The 21491-nt window shown below is 61.9% G+C and carries 21 protein-coding genes and 2 pseudogenes; 11 read left to right on the top strand and 12 right to left on the bottom strand.

The window, feature by feature from the left end:
- Window positions 1-55: 55 nt before the first annotated feature.
- Window positions 56-286, top strand: coding sequence for a hypothetical protein (locus tag LGH82_RS28455; protein WP_227345885.1), 231 nt, complete (start codon window positions 56-58; stop codon window positions 284-286).
- 50 nt (window positions 287-336) lie between these two features.
- Here the strand turns inward: LGH82_RS28455 and LGH82_RS28450 are convergent, their stop codons facing one another.
- Both LGH82_RS28450 and LGH82_RS28445 read right to left on the bottom strand, forming a co-directional pair.
- Window positions 337-897 carry a DUF1003 domain-containing protein gene (locus LGH82_RS28450; protein ID WP_227345884.1) on the bottom strand — a complete coding sequence of 187 codons (561 nt, stop codon included), beginning with the start codon at window positions 895-897 and terminating at the stop codon, window positions 337-339.
- A 401-nt stretch (window positions 898-1298) separates the two neighbouring features.
- Window positions 1299-2000 (bottom strand): helix-turn-helix transcriptional regulator, encoded by a 702-nt coding sequence (locus LGH82_RS28445; protein WP_227345883.1) that lies wholly within the window; start codon window positions 1998-2000, stop codon window positions 1299-1301.
- A 28-nt stretch (window positions 2001-2028) separates the two neighbouring features.
- Between LGH82_RS28445 and LGH82_RS28440 the strand changes: the two genes are divergently transcribed.
- Window positions 2029-2977, top strand: a protein-coding gene (locus LGH82_RS28440; protein WP_227343924.1) for an IS630 family transposase whose coding sequence is annotated in 2 segments (ribosomal slippage) — window positions 2029-2372 and window positions 2371-2977 — 951 coding nt in all. Because the reading frame shifts where the segments join, the coding sequence is not laid out codon by codon here.
- Here LGH82_RS28440 and LGH82_RS28435 read toward each other — a convergent pair.
- Both LGH82_RS28435 and LGH82_RS28430 read right to left on the bottom strand, forming a co-directional pair.
- On the bottom strand, window positions 2922-3542 hold the full coding sequence (locus LGH82_RS28435) for a hypothetical protein (protein ID WP_227345882.1): 621 nt from the start codon (window positions 3540-3542) through the stop codon (window positions 2922-2924). The two genes, LGH82_RS28440 and LGH82_RS28435, sit on opposite strands and share 56 nt — an antisense overlap.
- Before the next feature lie 617 nt (window positions 3543-4159).
- Window positions 4160-4489, bottom strand: coding sequence for a hypothetical protein (locus LGH82_RS28430; RefSeq protein WP_227345881.1), 330 nt, complete (start codon window positions 4487-4489; stop codon window positions 4160-4162).
- Window positions 4490-4753: 264 nt separating this feature from the next.
- Here LGH82_RS28430 and LGH82_RS28425 point away from each other — a divergent pair, with 264 nt between their 5' ends.
- Complete coding sequence (locus tag LGH82_RS28425) at window positions 4754-5002, top strand: hypothetical protein (RefSeq protein ID WP_227345880.1); 249 nt, start codon at window positions 4754-4756, stop codon at window positions 5000-5002.
- 653 nt (window positions 5003-5655) lie between these two features.
- Window positions 5656-6336, top strand: coding sequence for an oligogalacturonate-specific porin KdgM family protein (locus LGH82_RS28420; protein ID WP_227345879.1), 681 nt, complete (start codon window positions 5656-5658; stop codon window positions 6334-6336).
- Between the two features lie 287 nt (window positions 6337-6623).
- Here the strand turns inward: LGH82_RS28420 and LGH82_RS28415 are convergent, their stop codons facing one another.
- The 7 genes and pseudogenes from LGH82_RS28415 to LGH82_RS28385 form a co-directional block, all read right to left on the bottom strand.
- Window positions 6624-7289 (bottom strand): outer membrane protein, encoded by a 666-nt coding sequence (locus LGH82_RS28415; protein ID WP_227345878.1) that lies wholly within the window; start codon window positions 7287-7289, stop codon window positions 6624-6626.
- A 391-nt stretch (window positions 7290-7680) separates the two neighbouring features.
- Complete coding sequence (locus tag LGH82_RS28410) at window positions 7681-8580, bottom strand: dihydrodipicolinate synthase family protein (RefSeq protein ID WP_227345877.1); 900 nt, start codon at window positions 8578-8580, stop codon at window positions 7681-7683.
- Window positions 8581-8591: 11 nt separating this feature from the next.
- Window positions 8592-10304 carry an L-arabinonate dehydratase gene (gene araD / locus LGH82_RS28405; protein WP_227345876.1) on the bottom strand — a complete coding sequence of 571 codons (1713 nt, stop codon included), beginning with the start codon at window positions 10302-10304 and terminating at the stop codon, window positions 8592-8594.
- Window positions 10305-10320: 16 nt separating this feature from the next.
- A pseudogene (locus LGH82_RS28400) lies at window positions 10321-11099 on the bottom strand (SDR family oxidoreductase).
- Window positions 11100-11178: 79 nt separating this feature from the next.
- Window positions 11179-12129 (bottom strand): L-arabinose ABC transporter permease AraH, encoded by a 951-nt coding sequence (gene araH, locus LGH82_RS28395; protein WP_227345875.1) that lies wholly within the window; start codon window positions 12127-12129, stop codon window positions 11179-11181.
- 11 nt (window positions 12130-12140) lie between these two features.
- Window positions 12141-13650, bottom strand: a pseudogene (araG, locus tag LGH82_RS28390) (L-arabinose ABC transporter ATP-binding protein AraG).
- Between the two features lie 71 nt (window positions 13651-13721).
- Window positions 13722-14711, bottom strand: coding sequence for an arabinose ABC transporter substrate-binding protein (locus LGH82_RS28385; RefSeq protein WP_227345874.1), 990 nt, complete (start codon window positions 14709-14711; stop codon window positions 13722-13724).
- A 243-nt stretch (window positions 14712-14954) separates the two neighbouring features.
- On the opposite strand from LGH82_RS28385, the gene LGH82_RS28380 reads away from it, so the two are divergent.
- Together LGH82_RS28380 and dgoD are read left to right on the top strand one after the other, a co-directional pair.
- Window positions 14955-15644 (top strand): FadR/GntR family transcriptional regulator, encoded by a 690-nt coding sequence (locus LGH82_RS28380; protein ID WP_227349705.1) that lies wholly within the window; start codon window positions 14955-14957, stop codon window positions 15642-15644.
- Window positions 15645-15652: 8 nt separating this feature from the next.
- The gene (gene dgoD, locus LGH82_RS28375; RefSeq protein ID WP_227345873.1) at window positions 15653-16801 is read left to right on the top strand and encodes a galactonate dehydratase; all 1149 of its coding nucleotides are present in this window, start codon (window positions 15653-15655) and stop codon (window positions 16799-16801) included.
- A 6-nt stretch (window positions 16802-16807) separates the two neighbouring features.
- On the opposite strand, the gene LGH82_RS28370 is transcribed toward dgoD, so the two are convergent.
- Entirely contained in the window at window positions 16808-17833 is a 1026-nt protein-coding gene (locus tag LGH82_RS28370) for an ATP-grasp fold amidoligase family protein (RefSeq protein ID WP_227345872.1), read from the bottom strand.
- A gap of 426 nt (window positions 17834-18259) precedes the next feature.
- Here LGH82_RS28370 and LGH82_RS28365 point away from each other — a divergent pair, with 426 nt between their 5' ends.
- From LGH82_RS28365 to LGH82_RS28345, 5 genes are all read left to right on the top strand, one after another.
- The gene (locus LGH82_RS28365) at window positions 18260-18904 is read left to right on the top strand and encodes an extracellular solute-binding protein (RefSeq protein ID WP_227345871.1); all 645 of its coding nucleotides are present in this window, start codon (window positions 18260-18262) and stop codon (window positions 18902-18904) included.
- A 119-nt stretch (window positions 18905-19023) separates the two neighbouring features.
- A complete protein-coding gene (locus LGH82_RS28360) occupies window positions 19024-19353 on the top strand; it encodes a hypothetical protein (protein ID WP_227345870.1) in 330 nt (109 codons plus the stop codon).
- Window positions 19354-19530: 177 nt separating this feature from the next.
- Entirely contained in the window at window positions 19531-19863 is a 333-nt protein-coding gene (locus LGH82_RS28355) for a hypothetical protein (RefSeq protein WP_227345869.1), read from the top strand.
- Window positions 19864-20343: 480 nt separating this feature from the next.
- Window positions 20344-20616 carry a hypothetical protein gene (locus LGH82_RS28350; RefSeq protein WP_227345868.1) on the top strand — a complete coding sequence of 91 codons (273 nt, stop codon included), beginning with the start codon at window positions 20344-20346 and terminating at the stop codon, window positions 20614-20616.
- An 88-nt stretch (window positions 20617-20704) separates the two neighbouring features.
- Window positions 20705-21202: a Spy/CpxP family protein refolding chaperone gene (locus tag LGH82_RS28345; RefSeq protein WP_227345867.1), complete on the top strand. Its 498-nt coding sequence runs from the start codon at window positions 20705-20707 to the stop codon at window positions 21200-21202.
- Window positions 21203-21491: the final 289 nt, after the last annotated feature.

The raw sequence follows: 21491 nt of genomic DNA, 5'->3' as shown, positions 1-21491 counted from the left end.
CGCATGGTCCTGACAGCGACCCGCAAGCCCGAAGGCGAACAGAGGAGAGCTCTGCATGATATTCCTCCCCTTTTCGCTGGCTGGATTTGAGCGTCACCGCCAGACCGGTGACCGGATCGCCGCGTCGCTGACTATCGCTCTCGAATTTTTTCCTCGGTATTTCCGGCCCGTAGAATTTTGTTTCTGGATTGTGCTCGTTACAAAGTCGCAACAAGGCGGCTTTGCGGCCAGTATCGCTTCTTTCCCGGCCAACGGTGCGGGATTGCGCGCGCTCAAGGAAAAGTGATCGCGATGCCGCGCCGCCGGCGAACAAGCGAGCCGGGATGGCGACAGCGGTTAGCGCGTCGCGGATGATGCCGATGCGATCACCTGCTTGTGCACTTCGATCGTCAAGGTCTCGACGCGCTCCGTGAGCGACTTGATCGTTTCCGTCAGTTGCGTGTTCTGCCTCACCAGGTCGACGAGCATGGTCGTCTGGTGTGCGGCGACCGCCAGCCGCTCGTCACTGGCGCGTGCAAGGTCCTCGCGGTGCAATGCGTCAGCTTCGGCATGCGCCTTGTCGCGATCGGACTGGCGCGTCTGCGCCAGCAGGATCAGCGGCGCGGCATAGGCGGCCTGCAGGCTGAATGCGAGGTTCAGCAGGATGAAGGGGTAAACGTCGAACTGAGTCACGCCGATAATGTTGATGAGTATCCACACACCTACAATCACGGTCTGCCCGATGAGGAAGGTCGGCGTACCGAAGAAGCGGGCGAACTTCTCCGCCTTCAGCGCAAACCAGTCATCCCCATAAAGCGAGTGCAGATGTACGTGGGGCCGGTGGAAGCGGAAGAAATGCCGCTCCCCCTTGTGACCACCCTTTTGTGTGTCGTGAGCCGGGTTGGTTTCATTGTTCATGTTGCCCTCATCCCTCATTCGTGCCCGTCCCGGCGCTCGCGCATCGCCAACGGCATCGATTTCAAGCGCCGTGATTTTCTCTGTGCGGAAAAGCTACGGCAAACATCGCCCGGACCAATATCCGCGCCCTCTTGCGCAATTGTGACTTGGCTGACCTTTCACCGGCTCTTCACAAAGAGTTGTCGACCGGCGAGGCCCGCTGGCGCTTTGACCGACGGGCAAAATGGGTCGCTACCGGGAGGCCATCATCAACACCTCAAGGGGGATAGGGCGTCTCGGCGGTTGGCAGCTGCAAGCCAGCTGGCCAATTTCAAATCCGCCGCCGCCGCGTTGGGCCAGATGACCAAGCCATCTTGCAACTGTTGGCCCCGTCCTTCACCACGGCATTTGCAGATCCGCTTTCAAAAGCCGTCGATGGAGAACAGGTTGCCAGCGGCCCTGTGGCGCGTCACCAGCGTAACGACATCCCTCTGCTTGGAGGTGCCGGTCTTGGCGAAGATTCCCTTGAGATGGGTTTGGATCGTCGAGCGCGAGACGCCGACCCGCTCGGCGATTTCCGAAAGCGTGCCACCGCGTTCGCACTCCAGGATCAGGCTGGCTTCGGCCTTGGTCAGTCCAAAATGCTGGCGCAGATTTCCCACGACGATGGAAGGGTCTTCGCTTGCACGAGGACGAAGTATGACCAGGGCCACGGTTTTGGGAGCAAACATCGACAGAAGCCCTGCCGGCAACGCTTTTGTTTGATCGATCGCGACTGGAACACATGTAACGACATGACTTGCCGAGGCGGAATTGACGATCAGATCATTCAGTCTGGCCCGCCCGTTTCCGAGGCTGCAACTGTTTCGCACAAGCCGTGCAAAGGCAGCGTTTGCTTCCGCATCATTGATCTGGACGATATCCTGCGCCCTGACCAGGATAAGGCCGGCATCCGCCAGAAGCTCGTTTGCAGGGGCATTTGAAGCAAGGAGGCGGCAGTCCTCATCCACCACGATTGCAGCGTCAACGAGTTGATCAATCAATCGACGTCCTCCCGCTAGAGCAAAATCCGAGCGGATAGAATCGATAGGGGTTTCGTTGGGATTGGAAATCTGATTCAGCATATCTGCTGGATTCGGAGGCCGGCATGGCATGGCGAAATCCTTATCGGAAGATTTGCGGGCTCGGGTGGTCGCAGCGGTTGATGGCGGCCTGTCGCGACGGGCGGCAGCGGCGCGATTTGGCGTGGCGGCGGCAAGCTCGGTGCGTTGGGTCCGGGAATGGCGCGAGACCGGAGCCACCTGCGCAAAGCCGCAGGGCGGCGACAGGCGGTCCCACCGCGTTGAAGCGTATCGCGACATCATCCTGGCGGCGATCGAGAGGCGGGTGGACATCACGCTGGTCGAACTCGCCGAGTTGCTGCGACAGGAGCATGGCGCGTCGTTTGCGACGAGCACGATCTGGCGGTTTCTCGATCGTCACTCCATGACCTTCAAAAAAAACGGCGCACGCCAGCGAGCAGGAGCGGCCAGACGTGGCGGCGCGACGAAACGCCTGGTTCGACGCCCAGCCCGATCTTGATCCCGAGCATCTGGTCTTCATCGACGAGACCGGAGCCTCGACAAAGATGGCTCGACTGCGGGGGCGCACGAAGCGCGGGATGCGGTGCCGATCGCCAATCCCGCATGGCCATTGGAAGACGACGACGTTCACCGGCGCCCTGCGCCTCACTGGCATGACCGCGCCAATGGTCCTGGACGGCCCGATGACTGGCGAATGGTTTGTCGCCTATGTCGAGCAGGTTCTCGTGCCGACGCTGCGGCCCGACGATGTCGTGATCCTCGACAACCTGCCGGCGCACAAAAGCGCAGCCGCCCGTGTGGCGATCGAAGCAACCGGCGCAAGGATGATGTTCCTCCCGCCCTATTCCCCCGACTTCAACCCGATCGAGAACGCCTTTTCCAAGCTGAAATCGATTCTACGCAAAGCCGCCGCACGAACCGTCGCGGAATTGTGGGATACCATCAGCGCCGCACTGCCTTGCTTCACACCAACCGAGTGCGCCAACTACTTCGCCGCAACAGGATATGAGCCGGAATGATCAGATTCTGCTCTAGATGAAAAAATGGGTTGGTGAGGCGGTTTATTTCGAGCGCGGTTCGAAGGCCAGGCACGAGGCTTTGCAGCAAGGCCTTGCCCCGCGCATGCGTCTGCTCGTGATGCCGAAAATCATGGTGCACGGCCAAAAGCGCATATCGGTCTTTGTGTGCGGCAAATTTCAAGGCTGTCGCGTCGTCGCAGCCACGCTCGGGGCCCACAAGATCAGCGAAGAATTCTGTCTCCCTGAGCAATCTGTTAGGGTAGAGTTCTGACGCTCTTTTGAATGAAGACATCTCCATTTCGTTCACCCCTTTGGTCCAGGGATTGACCTTCCAATAGTGGGCGCCATAGTGCTCGATGGTCTGATCGCTGAAGCCCGAATAAATGACTTGGCGCACGGTTGTGGGTTCTTTTTCCACAACCTGAAACAGGATCTTTGAGTCTGGAATCATGCTCTGCAAGGTTTGGGCAACGTCGGTCCAACGGTTAACATCGCAGGCAGCGGCGCTGATAGTCGTCTTGAGTTCAGCAACATCAGACGCCAAACGCCTCTCACTCGATGACATGATTGCCCGCCCGGCCTCCGTCAGAAGATTTCATGGACAGAACGACCTCGCATCGGGTCGGATGATCTGACGGCATTGAAATTTGAAGTTTACCCGCATTTGCCCAAGACTGATCATGCCTGCGCCGGACAATCCACCACCAAATGTGGCGCAAGCTTTTATCACCCGCCCACGCCCAGACATCAGATGTATTTCAGAGACATCTGATGATCATGCATCCCCCATTTGGATGATGTGTGGATGATCGTTGCGCTGTCTGTCTTGCCGCGATGTTGTTGGATCCGTTGCAATGCATGCCGCCAGGCAGCGGTCGGCTCAACGGAAATCCCAGCGCCCAGTCCTGATATGACGAGGCATTTCTTCCAGTCCGCCTCCAACCGCGGCTTGCGTTGCTGCAAACGCGGGCTGCGATCGCTCGTGATGCTAATGCATGTCGCCCAAAAGTGCCTCGGTTTCGGGATAACGACATGCACGAAACAAAAGACCTAAAACGCGTCGCATGAATCCGTTTCGACGCGACGCGCTTTAGCAAAACCACGAGAAGGCTGTTGATTGCCTGACGGATTGTTTTCGGGATGCTTCTGGATGCAACTCTGTTGCGAGGGTTGCCTCCTAGGTCAACTGCACCGCCCCGAACCGTGATCATCGAACCGGCAGATGGAGCCGTTGGCCAGCTTGACTGAGTGAGCGTCGAGCATTTCGCCGTGAATTGTCGGCGTGCCTTTGAGGTCGGCCGGGCATGCCCCCTGCACAACAATTTTCCCTACCGCCTTCCAGGTCTTGCCATCGGGCTTCACAAATTTCTGACACCCGTCGACGCTGGTCTTGTGGAGCTTGAGAACAGATGCGTCCGCCATCGAAACTGAACCGATGGCCCCGAATGCAACAGTGACCGCCAACGCGAGACTCCTCATATTCTTGCTCTTGCGTACGAGGGTGAATTTCATGTCAATGAACTCCTGAAACCGTGATTGGCCTCCACACTGTAAGACGGCTGGTTTGGGTCGCCTCCCCCGATTGGATGATGCAACCCAACGCTTTATGGCGCGGTCCAAATCTCGCGACATCCCCCGAATTAGGGGGGCGAGGGTCATCTGGCGCTGACAAATGTGCTGCCGTGTCGATCCTGTCGATCGACCGTTGGGCAGCGTGTGGAAATCATGTTCGGACTGCTTTGCTTGTCGTCGTCTCGCCATCCATGCGGGAGGCGAATGAAATTCAGACCTTTGTTGGCTGCCGGCATTGCCATGCTCGCCGGCTGTGCGGTTTCGGGCACCCAGGTATTGGCGCCCTATCGATTGGCGGATGGAACAAGGTTTCAGGACGTTGTGACGATTGGCGCCGACAAGGCAGGCACCGCGCCCGTGGTAACCCATGTCAAGACATTCAGGATCGCGGCAAGGGCGGCGCCTCGCTCGTGGCCGACGGCACTGGCTCGGGCGCCGGTCTCGGCACCGTGATCGCAGGCGCGGCGGTTGCGGGTGTAACAGGCGGCGTCACGGGTGGCCTCATCGCCAATGCCTTGCGCCACGCTTCGAATTCCTCCAACGACACTTCGTGCTCCAATGCTACCTCAGCCCAGACGCCGGCCTGCCTGTGCCTGGCTAATCCCCGGCTTCCGGGATGTAGCAACAGCCTTCCCGGATCTGGCGGCTTGTCCCCCATCTCAGCCGTTCCGTGACCATGGCTCTTTGAGCGAACCTTGCGTTGGCCCTGACAAATCCGGCCAAGGCGCCGCTCGAACCGATCCACCAAGTCAAGCCCGGTCGCGTCTGGTCGAATGGCGGGGCGCGGTCATGCATCGGGATTCCCGCGCGGGCGCCGAACAGCCGCTTGCCATGGCAGACCAGGTTTTCGAGGTAGGCGACAAGCATTTTCGACGCGATCGATTCTTCCGCCGCCCGCGCTCCGTCGGACGGCGCGGCGATCCAGGCGGAGCAACTCTGCTGAAAGCACGGCAATGCGAGTACAATTTTTTGCCGGCTTGCTTGTTCTTTGGAACCTCGTTCGTCGTCAAGCGCCTGAAATGAGCCCAAAAATCTGAAATCGTTCGACGGTTTCCTCCCATTCCGCCGAACGGTGCACCGCCACATCTCGGATTGAGGGGAATACCATGCCTTTTCGTAAAATTATCGCGCCATTGGGCATCTGCCTGTCCATGGCGACATCCGCCTTCGCGGCCGATCTGGTTGAAGCGCCGCCGCCGGCGGCGCCCACCTGGACCATCGGCATCGAGGGTAGCCCAGAGTTCTACGCCATCAACAATGGCAGCAACACCGCTCGCTCGCTTGCCGACACCTACTTCAAGTTGAGCGTTTCGCACAATTTCGACAATAATTTTGTCGGCGGCGTATTTTTCCAGCCCACCTTCAAGACCGGCGGAAAGTCGCAGTATTACGGTGAAGCGAGCCTCGGCTACAAAATCAAGTTGACCGATGTCTTTACCCTGACGCCCAGCGTGGCCTTTGGCTACACTTGGCACGACACAGCCATCATCAAGGGTGCGGATGCCAACGCGCAGGTTCCCTACTACGCGCTGTATCTCGCAGGCGATTGGAAACTGACCAAGCAGTGGACATGGAACGTGTTCAACCTGCGCTATCGCAATGCCTTCAGCACCACCTGGGAAACGCCCAAGGTGGCCACTGGCGTGACCTACAACATCGACTCCACCAATGCTGTTTATGCCAACGTCGGTTATTCGTGGAAGAAGACCGACACGACGTCGTCGCCTTACAACGACCTGTCGGCCGACAAGCTCAACATCGCGATCGGCTACAAACACTCGCTCTGACCAAGACAAGACGCCCGATTCCGCAGGCCGGTGGCCTCGGGCTGTCTGATCTTTTCCAGACACGCCGCGCCGAAGAAGGCCGGCCCGTTCCGGATCGCCACCGACTGGTCCGTCGCCTTGGCAACACCGCCGAAGACGCGGATATACCGACGCCGCCCTGCAGATCACCAGGGCGGCGCTCCCCTTCGGCAGCGCGTTGGCAGATCCGAGATCAAGGCAACGGTTCTGGGAGCAAAAACCGACAGACCGACAACACAATTGGTTGGGATGACGCCGTGCGCCCTCAGCTAGAACTTGTAAGCCACCCCGATCCTCACGTCTTGCGATTTGAGATCGAATGTCCGATCGCCCGGGATGTCCAGCGCCTGGCCGCCAAAATCGGTATATCGATATTCAAGGCGTGTGATCACGTGCTCCGATAGAGCGTAGTCGACGCCGGCACCCACGGTCCAGCCGAGATAGGTATCCGTACTGCTTAAAGGGTGACGGCGTTCGGCCGCATCCGAAACCTTCACCCGGGTTGCGGCCACGCCGCCTGCCACGAACGGCAGCCAACGCCCGAACGCATAGCCGCCACGCACCCTGGCGGCAGCCGACCATGACTGGTCGGTAATGATATACGCGGGACTGGGAATTCCCTGGTCTTGAATCGCGCTGCCTTCATCATGCGTGTCATGCAATGCCGCATCTGCTTCGATGCCAACGATGATACTGTTTCCAAGGTCGACATTGTAGCCGCCATAGGCACCGACGAATGCACCATCGAGCGTGCGGCGAGCGGAATTGGTGAAATCACCAAAGTCCGCGAAATAGTTGCCCTCTGCCCAGGCGTGACCGAGCTCGGCGCCCAAATACGCGCCGCTCCAGGTGACCGGCGAGCGACCGGAATTGTCGGCGGCGAACGCCTGATTGGAAGCAACGACCCCAAGCATCACCGCAAGAAATTTGTTCATCGGCCCCCGCGTAACCATTCCGAGATACCTCATACCAAGGGCCAAACCCGGTGCTTTCTAACGAGGTTCAAATCTCTCGGCATCCTCCGATTGGGGGATGCCAGGGCTATCCGGCGTTCACAAACGTGCAGACCTGTTGCAGAGATCAGCGAGTTCGCCGGCAAGGAATGAGGCCATCCTGGTCGCAGTGGAAAAAAAGCCCGCCATCCTTGGGGGAATAACGGGCTTCCAAGCGTGACACCCCATCGAAATATGCGCCACGGTAGTTTCCTCTGACGCAGGCCGGCGGCGGAATCTATCAACTTTGACATAGCGCCCGCATAAAACGGGCGATGCCCTTTGGATCAGGCGGGCCGTCTTGACCATTCTCGGAGTGGCGAAACCGTTGCCCTCAAATCCGGCCAAGGCGGCGCGCAAACCGGTCCACGATCTCCAGCCCGGTCGCGTTCGGTCGCATGGCGGGGGCGCGATCATGGATCGGGATGCCCGCGCGGGCGCCGAACAGCCGCTTGCCGTAACAAATCAGGTTCTCGATCCCCTGCATGACGAAGACGGCCGCCGGCAGCATTCTTTCGTACTCGGCCTCGGCCCTTGCTTCGTCTCCGGCGCGGAACGCATTATAGGCGCGCACGGCATGGTCGATGCAGTCGGGTGCCAGGATCATGCCACGGCAACCGATGCGGAAATTGTCGACCAGCTCCAGCCCGCCGCGCCCGTTGAAGACCGGTATCCGGCCTTCGGTGCGCTCGATCAGGCCGGCAACGTCGGTGACCGGGCCCTCGCCCTTGATCAGCCTTATGTTGGGATGAAGCGTGACGAGGTCGCGGATTTCATCTGACGTCAGGCCGCGCCCGAAAAACGCCGGCGCATTCTGGATGGCCACCGGCAGGTCCGTCGCCTCGGCGACACGCCCGAAGAAGCGGATATACTCCAGCGCGCCATACGCCCCGGCGGGCGGCGGCTGCAAGATCACCCAGTCGGCGCCGACGCTTTCAGCGTGGCGCACCTGCGCGACCTGCTCGGCCACCGACGAGCCGAAGATGGTGAAGGCGAGCGGCACTTTTCCGGCGGTGTCCTCGGCCGTCCAGTCCATGATCGTCCGGCGCTCGGCCTCGGTCAGCTTGGCGACTTCCGTGGCCAGGCCAAGCGCCGCCATGCCATGCACGCCGGTCGCCAGGCAGATCTCGACCTGCCTGCGCATCGCCGCGCGGTCCGGTCGTTCATTCTCATCAAACAGCGCGTAGAGAATGGCATGAATGCCATGGAAATCATCGGGCCGGAAATTTGGCATGCTCGTCGACCTCAATGGCTTTCGCGCGGAATGGCGTGGCCACGGCTGCCCACCAGGAAATCGAGGTCGGCGCCACGGTCCGCCTGCAGCACATGCTCGGTGTAGAGGCCCTGATAGCCCCCACGCATCGCCGGCTCCGGCGCCACCCAGGATGTCCGCCGCTCCGCGAGCTCCTGCTCGGAGACCTCCAGGTGCAGCCTCCTGGCCTCGACATCGAGCTCGATGATGTCGCCGCTCCTCACCAGCGCCAGCGGACCACCAACGGCCGCTTCGGGCGCGGCATGCAGCACGACCGTGCCGAAGGCGGTGCCGGACATGCGGGCGTCGGAAATGCGGATCATGTCGCGCACGCCCTGCTTGAGCAGCTTTTGGGGCAACGCCATGTTGCCGACCTCGGCCATGCCCGGATAGCCTTTGGGGCCGCAATTCTTCAGCACCATGATCGAGCTCTCGTCGATGTCGAGCGCGGGATCGTCGACGCGTGCCTTGTAGTCGTCGATATCCTCGAACACGACGGCGCGGCCACGATGCTTCATCAGTTCTGGCGATGCGGCTGACGGCTTGATGATGGCGCCGTCGGGCGCCAGATTGCCGCGCAGCACCGCGATCCCGCCATGCGGCGTCAGCGCCTTGTCGCGTGGGCGGATCACCTCCGGATTGTAGTTTTGGGCATCGGCAATGTTCTCGCGCACGCTCTTGCCGGTGACGGTCAGCGCGTCGAGGTCGAGCATATCGGCGATCTCTTTCATCACAGCCGGAATGCCGCCAGCGTAGCAGAAATCCTCCATCAGGAAGCGGCCTGACGGCATCAGGTCGAGGATGGTCGGCACGTCGCGGCCAAAACTGTCCCAGTCGTCCAGTGTCAGCTCGGTGCCGACGCGGCCGGCGATGGCGAGCAGATGCACCACCGCATTGGTCGAGCCGCCGATAGCGCCATTGACGCGGATGGCGTTGGCAAAGGCCTGCCTTGTGAGAATAGCCGACGGGCGCAAATCCTCATTGACCATCTCGACGATGCGCCGCCCCGTCATGCGGGCGATGCGGCTGCGACGCGCGTCGACAGCCGGATAGGCGGCGTTGCCCGGCAGCGCCAGCCCGAGCGCCTCGACCATCGAGGCCATGGTCGAGGCCGTGCCCATGGTCATGCAATGGCCGGGCGAGCGCGACATGGCGCTCTCGGCATTGGCGAAATCCTGTTCGCTCATGACGCCTGCGCGCACATCCTCCGAGAACTTCCACACATCGGTTCCCGAACCGATCTCGCGGCCCTGGAACCGCCCGTTGAGCATCGGCCCGCCGGAAATGACGATCGCCGGCAGGTCGCAGGACGCCGCGCCCATCACCAGCGACGGCGTGGTCTTGTCGCAGCCGGCCATCAGCACGACGCCATCCATCGGATTGCCGCGTATCGCCTCCTCGACATCCATCGAGGCGAGGTTGCGAAATAGCATCGCCGTCGGCCGCAGGTTGGATTCGCCGCAGGAGAAGACCGGGAATTCCAGCGGCAGCCCGCCGGCCTCCAGCACGCCGGCCTTGATGTGCTCGATCAACCCGCGAAAGTGCACATGGCACGGCGTGAATTCGGAAAATGTGTTGCAGATGCCGATCACCGGGCGGCCATCGAAAGCATCGTCGGGCAGGCCGTTGTTCTTCATCCAGCTGCGATGGATGAAGGCATCCTTGCCCTGCCCGCCGAACCAGTGCTGCGATCGTCTCTTGGTCATTGCTGTTTCCTGACGTTCAGGCGGGATGCTGTAGCTGGCTGAGCCCGCCATCGATGACGAGGCAGGCCGCGTTCATGAACGGGCTCTCGTCGGAAATCATGAACAATGCGGCCATGGCGATCTCGTGCGTCGAGGCGATGCGGCCGCCGGGGTGCAGCGCCATCGTTTTGGCGCGCGCCGCCACCGGGTCGGCAAACTGTTCCAGTAGTCGATGGCCTTCTGCGTCTCGACATAGCCGGGCGCCAGCGCGTTCACGCGAACGCCCTGCCCCGCATATTCGAGCGCCAGCGACTTGGTCAGCCCCAGCAGCGCGTGCTTGGCGACCGGATAGGGGAAAGTGTGCGGAATGATGGTGAAGCTGTGCGTCGAGGCGATGTTGAGGATGGCGCCGCCACCGCTTGCGATCATGCCGGGCAATACCGCCTTGCTGCAGTTCCACGCACCCTTGACGTTGACGTCGAAATTGCGGTTCCACTGCTCCTCGGTCGCCTCGAGCGGCGTCGAGAATACATTCATCCCCGCATTGTTGATCAGCGCGTTGATCTCGCCGATCTCGGCGTTCGCCCGCTGAACGGCAGCGGTGATCGCCGCGCCATCGCTGATGTCGGCGGTCGCATGCCCGATTGATCCACGCGGTGCGGCGAGGCCGGCAACGGTCTTGTCCAGGAGCGCACCGTCCTGGTCGACCAGGAACAGCTTTGCGCCCTCCGCGAGGCAGGCCTCGGCGATGGCCAGCCCGATGCCTTGCGCGGCACCGGTCAGGAATATGCGTTTGCCGGACAGGCGCTCAGCCATTTTTGTGACTCCAGTCGAAGACGGTCATTTAGGTCGTGCCACGTTTAAGACGCGGCAGTCGCGGGCCGACAGGCGCCGCTCAGCGCCGCCCCAGCGCCGACGAGCGCAGATTGTCGAGCAACACGGCCAGGAGCAGGATCACCCCGCGCACGATGTACTGGTAGAAGGCTGGGATGTTGAGCAGGTTCATGGCGTTTTCGGCGATGCCCATGATCAGTACGCCGACGATGACGCCCGACATGGTGGCGCGGCCGCCAGCGAGCGAAACGCCGCCGAGCACGCAGGCCGAGATGACCGAGAGTTCGAGCCCGACCGCCGCGTTGGGCTGCCCGGAGGTGATGCGCGAGGCCAGCAGGATGCCGGCGATGCCGCAGACGACGCCCTGCAGCGCGAAGATCCAGATGCGCGTCCAGTCGACATTGACGCCGGCCAGCCGCGACGCCTCCGGATTGCCGCCGATTGCCAGCGTGTTCTTGCCGAAGACGGTGCGGTTCAGCACGAAACCGAAGATGCAGAACAGGGCTGCGAGCACCCAGATCGGCGTCGGTATGCCCAGAAGTTTCGACAGCGCCAACTGATAGAAATCCGGGCTGTTGATGCCGACGGCGCGGCCATCGGACGCGATCAGCGCCAGGCCGCGCACGATCTGCATGGTGGCCAGCGTCGTGATCAGCGCGTTGATGCGGAATTTGGCGATGACGACGCCGTTGATGAAGCCGACGAAACCGCCGCAGGCGATCGCCGCCAGCAGGCCGAGCAGGATCGAGCCGGTGTAGTTCGACGCCATCACCGCGACCATGCCGGCGAAGGCGACGATGGAGCCAACCGACAGGTCGAAGTCGCGCGCGGCAAGGCAGAACATCATGGTGCAGGCGACGATGCCTACGGTGACCACCGATTGCAGCAGGCCCAGCATGTTGCGGTCGGTGAGAAAGTTCGGCACCAGAGCCGACACGACAGCGAAGGCAACGATGAAGATGACGACAAGCCCCTGCTCGCCGAGCAGGATCTTCTTCAATTGGTCGGTCATGCCAAGAATCCTCAGGATGCGATAGCGTCGGGGGTTTTCGTGTCGGGGAGAGCAGCGGCCAGGATTGCCCTTTCGGCGAACTGGTCGCGGGAAAATTCGGCGCTGACGCGCCCGCCGCACATAACCAGGATGCGGTCGCAGATGCCCATCACCTCCGGCAGTTCGGACGAGACGACGACGATCGCCATGCCGTCCCCGGCAAGCTGGTAGAGCAGTTCGTAGATTTCCGATTTCGCGCCGACATCGATGCCGCGCGTCGGCTCGTCGACGATGAGGACGCGCACGCCCTGCTCCGACAGCCAGCGGCCAAGGATGACCTTCTGCTGGTTGCCGCCGGAGAGGTTGATGATGTCCTGTTCGCGACGGGGTGCGCACCTTCAGCTTCTTGATGAAGGTCTCGGCGGTCGCGATCTCGCTAGCGCGGTTGAGCACGCCAAAGCGCGTGTGATGGCGCCGCGACGAGATGTTGATGTTCTCTTCGATCGAGCGGCCCTGGATGATGCCGTCATGCTTGCGGTCTTCCGAGCACAGCACGATGCCCGCCCGGATCGCGTCATGCGGATCGGTGGCGCGAACCACCTTGCCATCTACGGTGATGGTGCCGCCCGCACGCGGGTCGGCGCTGAAGACCAGCCGCATCAGTTCCGAGCGCCCGGCGCCGATCAGGCCGAAGAAGCCGACGATTTCGCCGGCCCTCGCCTCGAAGCTGGCCGGCGTCTTCAGCTTTGCCCCGCAGAGGCCTTCGACCTTCAGGCGGACATCGCCGGCCTTGCGCGGGCGAAAACCCCATATGTCGGAGATTTCGCGGCCGACCATTTCGGCGACGACCTGGTCGCGGGTGACACCTTTCAGCGATGTGTGGTGCGCCGCGAGCTTGCCGTCGCGCAGTACGGTCAGGCTGTCGCAGAGGCGAAACACCTCGTCGAGCCTATGCGAGACGTAGATGATGACCTTGCCCTCGCCGCGCAGGCGGTCGATTAGGGCAAACAGGATTTCGCTTTCGCGCGAAGAGAGCGACGAGGTCGGCTCGTCCAGCGCGATGACGCGTGCGTCGAGCATGATCGCCTTGGCGATCTCGACCATCTGGCGCTCGCCGATGGACAGCGTCTTGACCTTGCGGCTGATATCGATGTCGATGCCCGCCGATTTCAGCTTCGCGCCAACGTCTTCCAGCATTGTCCGGCGCGCGATGATGCCGGCGCTGGCGGGAAAGCGGCCAAGGCTGAGATTTTCGGCGACGGTCAGCTCCGGAACCAGCTGCAGTTCCTGGTGGATGACGATGACGCCATTGTCGAAGGCATCCCTTGTCGATGAATAGGCCTGGACCTTGCCGTCGATGCGGATTTCGCCCTCATCGGCATGCTGGTCGCCGGAAAGGATCTTGATCAGGGTAGACTTGCCCGCCCCGTTCTCGCCCATCAGGCCGTGCACGGCGCCCTTGTCGACGCCGAACGAGACGTCCGACAGCGCCCTGACGCCCGGATAGGTCTTGGTGATGTGCGAGAATTCGAGAAAGGACACGGGCCGATCCTTCTTGCCACAGAGAAATGGGTGGCGGAATGAATCGCCACCCGTTTGTGCCTTGGGAGGATTTACTCGATGCCGAGGTCCTTGCGAACCTGCACGTAGGTGTCGCGCTTGGCAACGGCACCCGATGTCAGGATCAGCTTTTCCGGTTCCTTGTTGTTGGCGACCCAGTCATACATGTTGAGTGCCGTCTCGTAGCCGTGGCGCTTCGGTGAGATGATGACCGAGCCGACGAACCCGGTGGCTACCGGCTTCTTGAATTCGTTGATGGCCGAGTCCGCACCGCCGATGCCGACGGCGATCACGTTTTCTGCCGGGATGCCTACGCTTTCCGAAGCGCGCACCGCACCAAGGGCAGCTTCGTCGTTCAGGCCGAACGCAACCCACTTCTTGATGTCGGCATGGCTGTTGAGCACGGTGGTCGCGGCATTGAGCGCGGCTTCCGTGTCGGTCTTGGCCTGCGGCGCGTCGAAGATCTGCTCAGCCTTGAAGCCGTTTGCCTTCAGCACCGAGATGGCGCCTTCCACACGGTCCACGGCGGTCGGCAGCTGGTCGTAGGAGACGCGGATCGCGCCAACCTCTTCCGGCTTCCAGCCACGCGCCTTCATCTCGTCGATGATCGTCTTGCCAACGGCCTCGCCGATCTTGGTTGCGGAAATGCCCATATGCGGCACGTCTTCCAGCGGCTTGCCGTCTGCGCCGACCAGCCGGTCGTCAACGGTCATCAGCTTGAGATTGTTGGCGGCGGCCTTGGCGACGATGCCGGGGCCGAGCTTCACATCCGGCGTGCAGACGATGAAGCCCTGCGCGCCCTGGGCGCCGAGATTATCGATCGCCGACATCAGCTTCTCGCCATCCTCGGCGCCGATCTTGACGAGGGTAAAGCCCTTTTCCTTGGCGGCCTGGTCGGCGAACTTCCATTCGTCCTGGAACCACGGCTCCTCGGGCTGCTTGACGATAAAGCCGATCTTGGTGTCCTGAGCATATGCAGCGAACGTCGTGGCGGACAGCACGGCAAGCGCGCCCGCGACAAGCGCGGTCTTCAAAAATCGCATGGTTACCTCCCAGTGAACAAGCCGGACGCTAAGTCTCTATTCGTTTTCATCATACGCGTCAATTGATCTGGTATGATAAATGAGGTACATGCTCCGACCAACGATCGCTGGCGCAACGCATTCGCATCCGCTAATGCCGGGCCGGCTGTGCGAAACCCAAGGGTTCGCCGCCTTGGAGGGGCTGAGGTGACCGAGATTTTGAAGAAGCCACAGGGCGACACGACCACCCGCCGCCCACGCGTCATGCCCGATGTGACGAAGGCGATGGCCTCGGACATCTTTTCCGGACGCTACCCGGCTGGGTCTTCCCTGCCGACCGAAAACGAGCTCGGCGTGGAGTACGGCGTCAGCCGCACCGTCATCCGCGAAGCCTTGAAGGTGCTGGCGGCCAAGGGGCTGGTGTTGTCGCGGCCGCGCGTCGGCACCATCGTCTGCAACGAGGACGACTGGAACATCATCGATCCGCAGGTGCTGGCCTGGCACGCGCCGCATGCATTGGACGACAAGCTGTTCGACGCCATCCTCGAAACCCGCCGGGCGATCGAACCGCTGGTCGCGGATCTCGCAGCCACGCGCGCGACGTTGCAGGAGATCGCCGACCTCGAAGCGGCGTGGCGGGGCATGGCTGATGCCGGCGAGGATCTCGTCGCCTTCTCGCGCTCCGACATCGCGTTCCACCAGATCCTCTATGCCGCGAGCCACAACCCGATCTTTCGCCAGATCGGCAATCTGATCGACACCGGGCTCAAATTCTCGCTGGAAGCGACGGCGACCATTTCGCTCGACCGGCGCATGGAAGCCGTGACGGCGCATCGTGAGGTGGTCGAGGCATTGCGCATGCGCGATGCCGAGGGCGCGCGCGCGGCGGCAAACCGGATCCTCGACCTTGCGGCGCGCGACCTCGTGAGCGCCAAGAAACTCAAGAACAACTGAGACCCCGCATGAAGATCATCTCGCTCACCACCTACCTCGTTCCGCCGCGCTGGCTGTTCCTGAAGATCGAGACCGATGCCGGCGTCACCGGCTGGGGCGAGCCGGTGGTCGAAGGCCGCGCGCTGACCGTCGAGGCGGCGGTCAAGGAGCTTGGTGATTATCTCATCGGCAAGGACCCGCGCCTGATCGAGGACCACTGGACGGTGATGCATCGCGGCGGCTTCTACCGTGGCGGGCCAATCATGATGAGCGCCATCGCCGGCATCGACCAGGCGCTGTGGGACATCAAGGGCAAGGCGCTCGGCGTGCCCGTGCATGAGCTGCTCGGCGGCAAATTGCGCGACACGATCAAGGTCTATTCCTGGATCGGCGGCGACCGGCCGGCGGAGGTCGCGGCGGGCGCGAAGGAAGTGGTCTCGCGCGGCTTCCTGGCGCTCAAGATGAATGGCACCGAGGAACTGCAGATCGTCGACAGCCATGACAAGATCGACGCGGCGATCGAGAGGGTCGCCATGGTGCGCGAAGCCGTCGGCCCCAATATCGGCATCGCCGTCGATTTCCACGGCCGCGTGCACCGGCCGATGGCGCGCATCCTGGTCAAGGAGCTCGAACCCTACCGGCTGATGTTCATCGAGGAGCCGGTGCTCAGCGAAAACCGCGAGGCGCTGAAGGAGATCGCCGCCCTTGGCTCGACGCCGATCGCGCTTGGCGAACGGCTCTACAGCCGCTGGGATTTCAAGTCGGTGTTCGAGGAAGGCGTGGTCGACATTATCCAGCCCGACCTGTCGCATGCCGGCGGCATCACCGAATGCCGCAAGATCGCGGCGATGGCGGAGGCCTATGATGTCGCGGTGGCGCCGCACTGCCCGCTCGGGCCGATCGCACTTGCCGCATGCCTGCAGCTCGATGCGGTCAGCTACAACTGCTTCATCCAGGAGCAGAGCCTCGGCATCCACTACAACGGCGCCAACGACCTGCTCGACTACGCCGCCAACAAGGATGTCTTCCGCTACGAGGATGGCTATGTCTCCATTCCCGACGGTCCGGGCCTGGGTGTCGAGATCGATGAAGAGTATGTGAAGGAGCGCGCCAAGGAAGGCCACCGCTGGCGCAACCCGGTCTGGCGCCACAAGGACGGCTCCTTCGCCGAATGGTGACGTGCTTCAGCCCGGCAGGCTTTGTAGCGGCGTTTTTTCGACCTGATTAACTGGCGCGAGATCGCCGCCATCCCTTGCGTATTTTGCCCGAAGAGCATCGGCGTAGAGCCGGGCGAACCCGGTGTGGCGTCGCCTGAGGTAATCCGACTGATCGAGCCGCCACAGTCGCTCTATATCCGCTGAGATCGCCGGGTTGCTCCAGGTCGAGTAGCCGGCCGCCGTATAGATGGTGACCTCGCCCGCGAACAGCCGCTCATCGGTGACCAGGAAATCGACGCGGACATAGTCGAGATCGCCGGCGATGTGTGGCCCGATCTCCGCTGCTTGCCTGATGAATTCCACCAGACGCGGTGTGACCGGCAGCGCCTGGTCCTCACGCGGATAATCGATATCGCGCCCAGGCAAAGGATTGCCGTTGGGATCGAACAGACGCGACATCAGCGCTTTCTTGTCCTCGGCCCGGACATGGCAGACAACCCCGCTGCATACCTGGACCTTGATTTCGGTTGCGATCCTGCCGCCACTCAAGGGTAGCGTCTCCTCGACAAACGCCTCCGGCACGATTGACCAATAGGCCCATTCGCCAAAGCGACGCCCATGCTGCTTGCCCAACCAGCGCTTCATCTTGCGCAGGACCGTGGCGCGATCCGGCTCGCCGCCGGAAACGAAGACATTCATGTCGCAGCCATGGTTGGCCTTGACGATCACGTCGCCGGCCAGCAGCGAGGGCGGGATGTCGTCGGGGTCGCGGCCGCGCCACAAGGTCCTGGGCACCGGCAGGTCGGGGCAGACGCGACGGATGTAATCCTTGGCGGCGAGCTTGTCCGACAAGGTGACGAAGAGCGGATTGTGGTCGATCACCTTTCGCCACAGCATGCGCTCGTTGTAGCGCTCCGGCGCCGCGGGATTGGGCATGTAGCCAAGCCGCCTGAAAAACCGGAAGACGAGAACCGGATGCCGCATCGTGATCAGCAGCCGCGCTACCGCCAGAACGAAGCGGTGCCACAACGAAAGCTTGGCATTCGTCCGCATCTCAGATGTTCGCGCGCCGACGAGAAATCCGCCTCGGCCGATCCGATCGCTTCACCACATTGTACACCCCTGCCCTCCGCCAGCTAAACACCAACGCCACGCGCCAGCAAGATCACACCAACTTGCAATTTCGCCGCGGACCGGCAACATCGCCGTGGAATGGCTTTCGGCGGGGTTTCGGGGGCATTGCTCCGGCCCGAACGTTCATGGCCGGCTTGACGGCAACTGGCGGCAGTGCCGCGACACAACAGCGACTTCGTTCCAGTGGGGGGATATGAACGAGCAGCCTTCAACGCTTGGCCGGCCGCAAGGCGACGGGGATGGCCATTCGAATGCCGGGCCGCTCCCGGCCATGGGCGCGCCGGCGCCGGACCCATCCGGTCAAGCGCCCGCGCCGATCGTCCAATTCCGCAACACAGGGACAGTTTGAAGGAAGGCCCCACGACGGTGCGGGACTTCTTCAACCTCGACAAATGGCCCGGCAAGCGCGCCATGCGCCGGGGGCCGAAGATCAACCTGGAATTTGCCCTGATGGCCGACGGCGTGGCGCCCGCCGATGTCTACAAAGTGCTGTCGACGCCGGAAGGCATCAACCGCGCCTTCGCCAAGCTCGACACGATCAAGGCTGACATCCAATGGTGGAAGGCCGGGGCACAGCCGACACAGTGGCTGGCGTCAGGCGACGTCGCCATGGCGCTCGCCTACAACGGCCGGGTTTCCGCCGCGCTCGACGAGGGCAAGCATTTCGGCATTGTCTGGCAAAATACCCAGTACGATGTCGACGCCTGGGCAATTCCCGCCAAGTCGCCCTACATCGATCTCGCCCACGAATTCATCAAATACGCATCCTATCCCAAGCGGCAGGCCGACTTCACCAACATCTTCGCCTATGGCACGACGATCAACGGCGCTGAAAAATTCATCAAGCCCGAGCGCATCGCCCTGCTGCCGGCCGGCGACAATCTCAAGATCGGCCTGCATATCGGCAGCGAGGAAGCCCGTGCGTTCTGGCTCGACCACCTGGAGGAGTTGAACGAGCGCTTCAACACCTGGTCTGGAACCTCGGAATAGGCGGATTTGCACTTGGGCGTCCATGTAGGTCACCGTCCCGTCCCGTTTTCGTGAAGGAACGCGTCGCGTGAGAAAGCCGTTCCCGTTCGTGCTGTCTCGCATGAACAGGAGGCATCCTTATGAGCAGGCAACGAGTACTGACCGGCGCCATTGTCTTGGCGTTGGCCGCGAGCGCGGTGTCATTGACCACCAACGCTGACGCCGCGGTCGTCAAGCATCACCTCGTCCACCACGTCGCGGCCCGTCACAATATTGAGCATCGCCACGTCGTTCGCCGCTACGTGCGTACTGGCGCTCCGATCGGCGGTTTGAACGACGACGATTGGGTCGCCGACAATGGCTGGATCGGTGGCTACTACGACGGCTACGGCGATTACAGCCGCTATGGCGACGACTATTGCGGCACCATCGAGTGGACGCTTGAACAGTGCGGCCCACACGGTCCCTGATTCCTCATTCGGCCCACGACAGCAGGACAGTCATGCCCCGGATATTCCGGCGCGGCTGTTCTGTATTTCTTTTTGAGAGTGATCAACTCCCATCCCGATTTCGTGAAGGAACGCGTCGGCTGAGAGGCTGTTTTCTTCTCATGCATATTATCGCATAAGAAAATAGGAGTTAGTCAGATGAAACGGCAAATAGTATTCGCAAGCTCCATCCTGCTGGCATTGGCAGCAGGCACGGTATCATTTACATCGACCGCCGACGCGGCTGTTATCAGGCATCACGGTGGCGGCCATTCGATGAGTCGTTCCGGTGGTGGCCGTGCCATGGCCCGTTCCAGTGGTGGGCATCGATACGCCGTGCACCGTGGCAATGGCCGCTGGGCTCGCGGAGGCGGCGGCTATTACGGCGGCGGCTATTACGGCGGCTACTACGACTATTGCGGCCCCGTTCAATTGGCGCTCGGCCTCTGCCGGCCCTACTACGCCCCGTATGGCCCGTTCGGCATCCTCTGACCTCTATCCCGCCAGGCCGCCCGCGACTGGGCGGCCTCGCCCGATGAGTTTGTCCACGGATGCAACGCGGCGCCTCCTTTTGGGAGAAGTCGGTAAGTCGGCTCCGGCAGCAGCCCGTCGGTCCGCTAGAGTAATTCGAGGAAAAGTGTGAAACGGTTTTCCGTCAGGAATTGCGTAAAAACAAGGAGATAGAGCGGTTCGCCGTTTCCGTGAAACGGTGAATGGCTCTAAGCCCAGTCCCGTCGAATTAATGGGAACGCAGGCTGCATGATCCCTCATCCAGGCAGTTGCGCGGCGACGTGGATTCCTCAGCGGGTCGCATCGACCGGCGTGGCGAGTTCGTCGCCGAGCCCATCATCGTTCAGCGCCTAGCTACGCGAATAGCCAAGCAGATCGTCCCGTTTTCGTGAAGGAACGTGTCGAGTGGGAGGCCGTTCTGCTCTCGTGCAAAGTCTCGCATGAAAAATTGGAGTTATCCTCATGAAAAGACAAATAGTATTCGCCAGCTCTATCGTGCTGGCTCTAGCAAGCGCGACCTCATTTACCACCATCGCCGATGCCGCGACCGTCAGGCACCATGGTGGTGGCCATGGAGGCCACCACGCCGCGGCCCATCACTCTAGCGGGCATGGCCACGCGCGTCGGGGCGGCGGAGGTGGTGGCTGGGGCGGTGGCTACTATGGCGGCTACTACGGCAACGTTTGCGGACCCATTCAGTTGACGCTCGGCCTGTGTGGTCCCTACGGCCTCTGACCGTCACCCGACCACGGGTGTCCTCCATCAAGCGGGACAGGTCATGGCCGGTTCAATCCGCCCGTGTTGAAAATTCAAGTGACGACGAATGTCACAAACATCAGGTGCAATTATGAGAAAACGCCTAATCGCCCCCTTAGTGATCGCCTGTCTCGCCGGTTCGTTCATGGCGCAAAACACACTCGCTGCTCCCTCCTACGACAAGTCCGTACCCAGCGCCGCGGAAATCCAGAAAATCCAGCACAGGCAGTCCGTTTTGCTCGACGCCCATCTCGCCAGCATGAAGGCAGGGCTCAAGCTCAACGATGACCAGGCCAAGAACTGGCCGGCTTTTGAATCCGCGATCCGCGACGCGGCGAAGGCCCGCGCGGACCGATGGCTTCAGGCAAGGGAACGCATGGGTAACGCCGCGCCTCCCTCGACGCTCGATCGAATATCGATGATGGCCGATCATCTTGAGAAGAACGCGGCGGAGCTGCGGAAGGTCGCGGACGCTGGTAAGCCGCTCTATGACAGTCTCAGCGACGCGCAGAAGCACGATTTCGGCCCGTTGATGCACACCTTCAAGCCCAAGCAAAAGCTCTGACAGGTCGGCCGCATGGTCCGGCAGCACTTGGGGCGCCGGCCCATGAGGCTGGCCCAGCCACAGCGGTTACGGCCTGGGGCGTCCATGGCTTCGCCGCGAAGTCGAAACGGCAATGGTCATGCCCCTTCGCAGGCGCACTGGGTCCCCTCCGCTTCGACGCCGCTCGGTATCGCAACGGAATTGCCGAGCAGGAATGAGAACGCGCCGGTGACGAAACCCTCGAACCGCGTGCGCTACGCGCTGCCTGCGCACCTCGTCTCCCGAACCGGAAGGACCACCGGCCGCAATC

Origin of the sequence: Mesorhizobium sp. PAMC28654, assembly GCF_020616515.1 — a bacterium.
In the GTDB taxonomy this organism is placed as follows: Bacteria; Pseudomonadota; Alphaproteobacteria; order Rhizobiales; family Rhizobiaceae; genus Mesorhizobium.
This window is presented reverse-complemented; position numbering and strand designations above follow the sequence as displayed.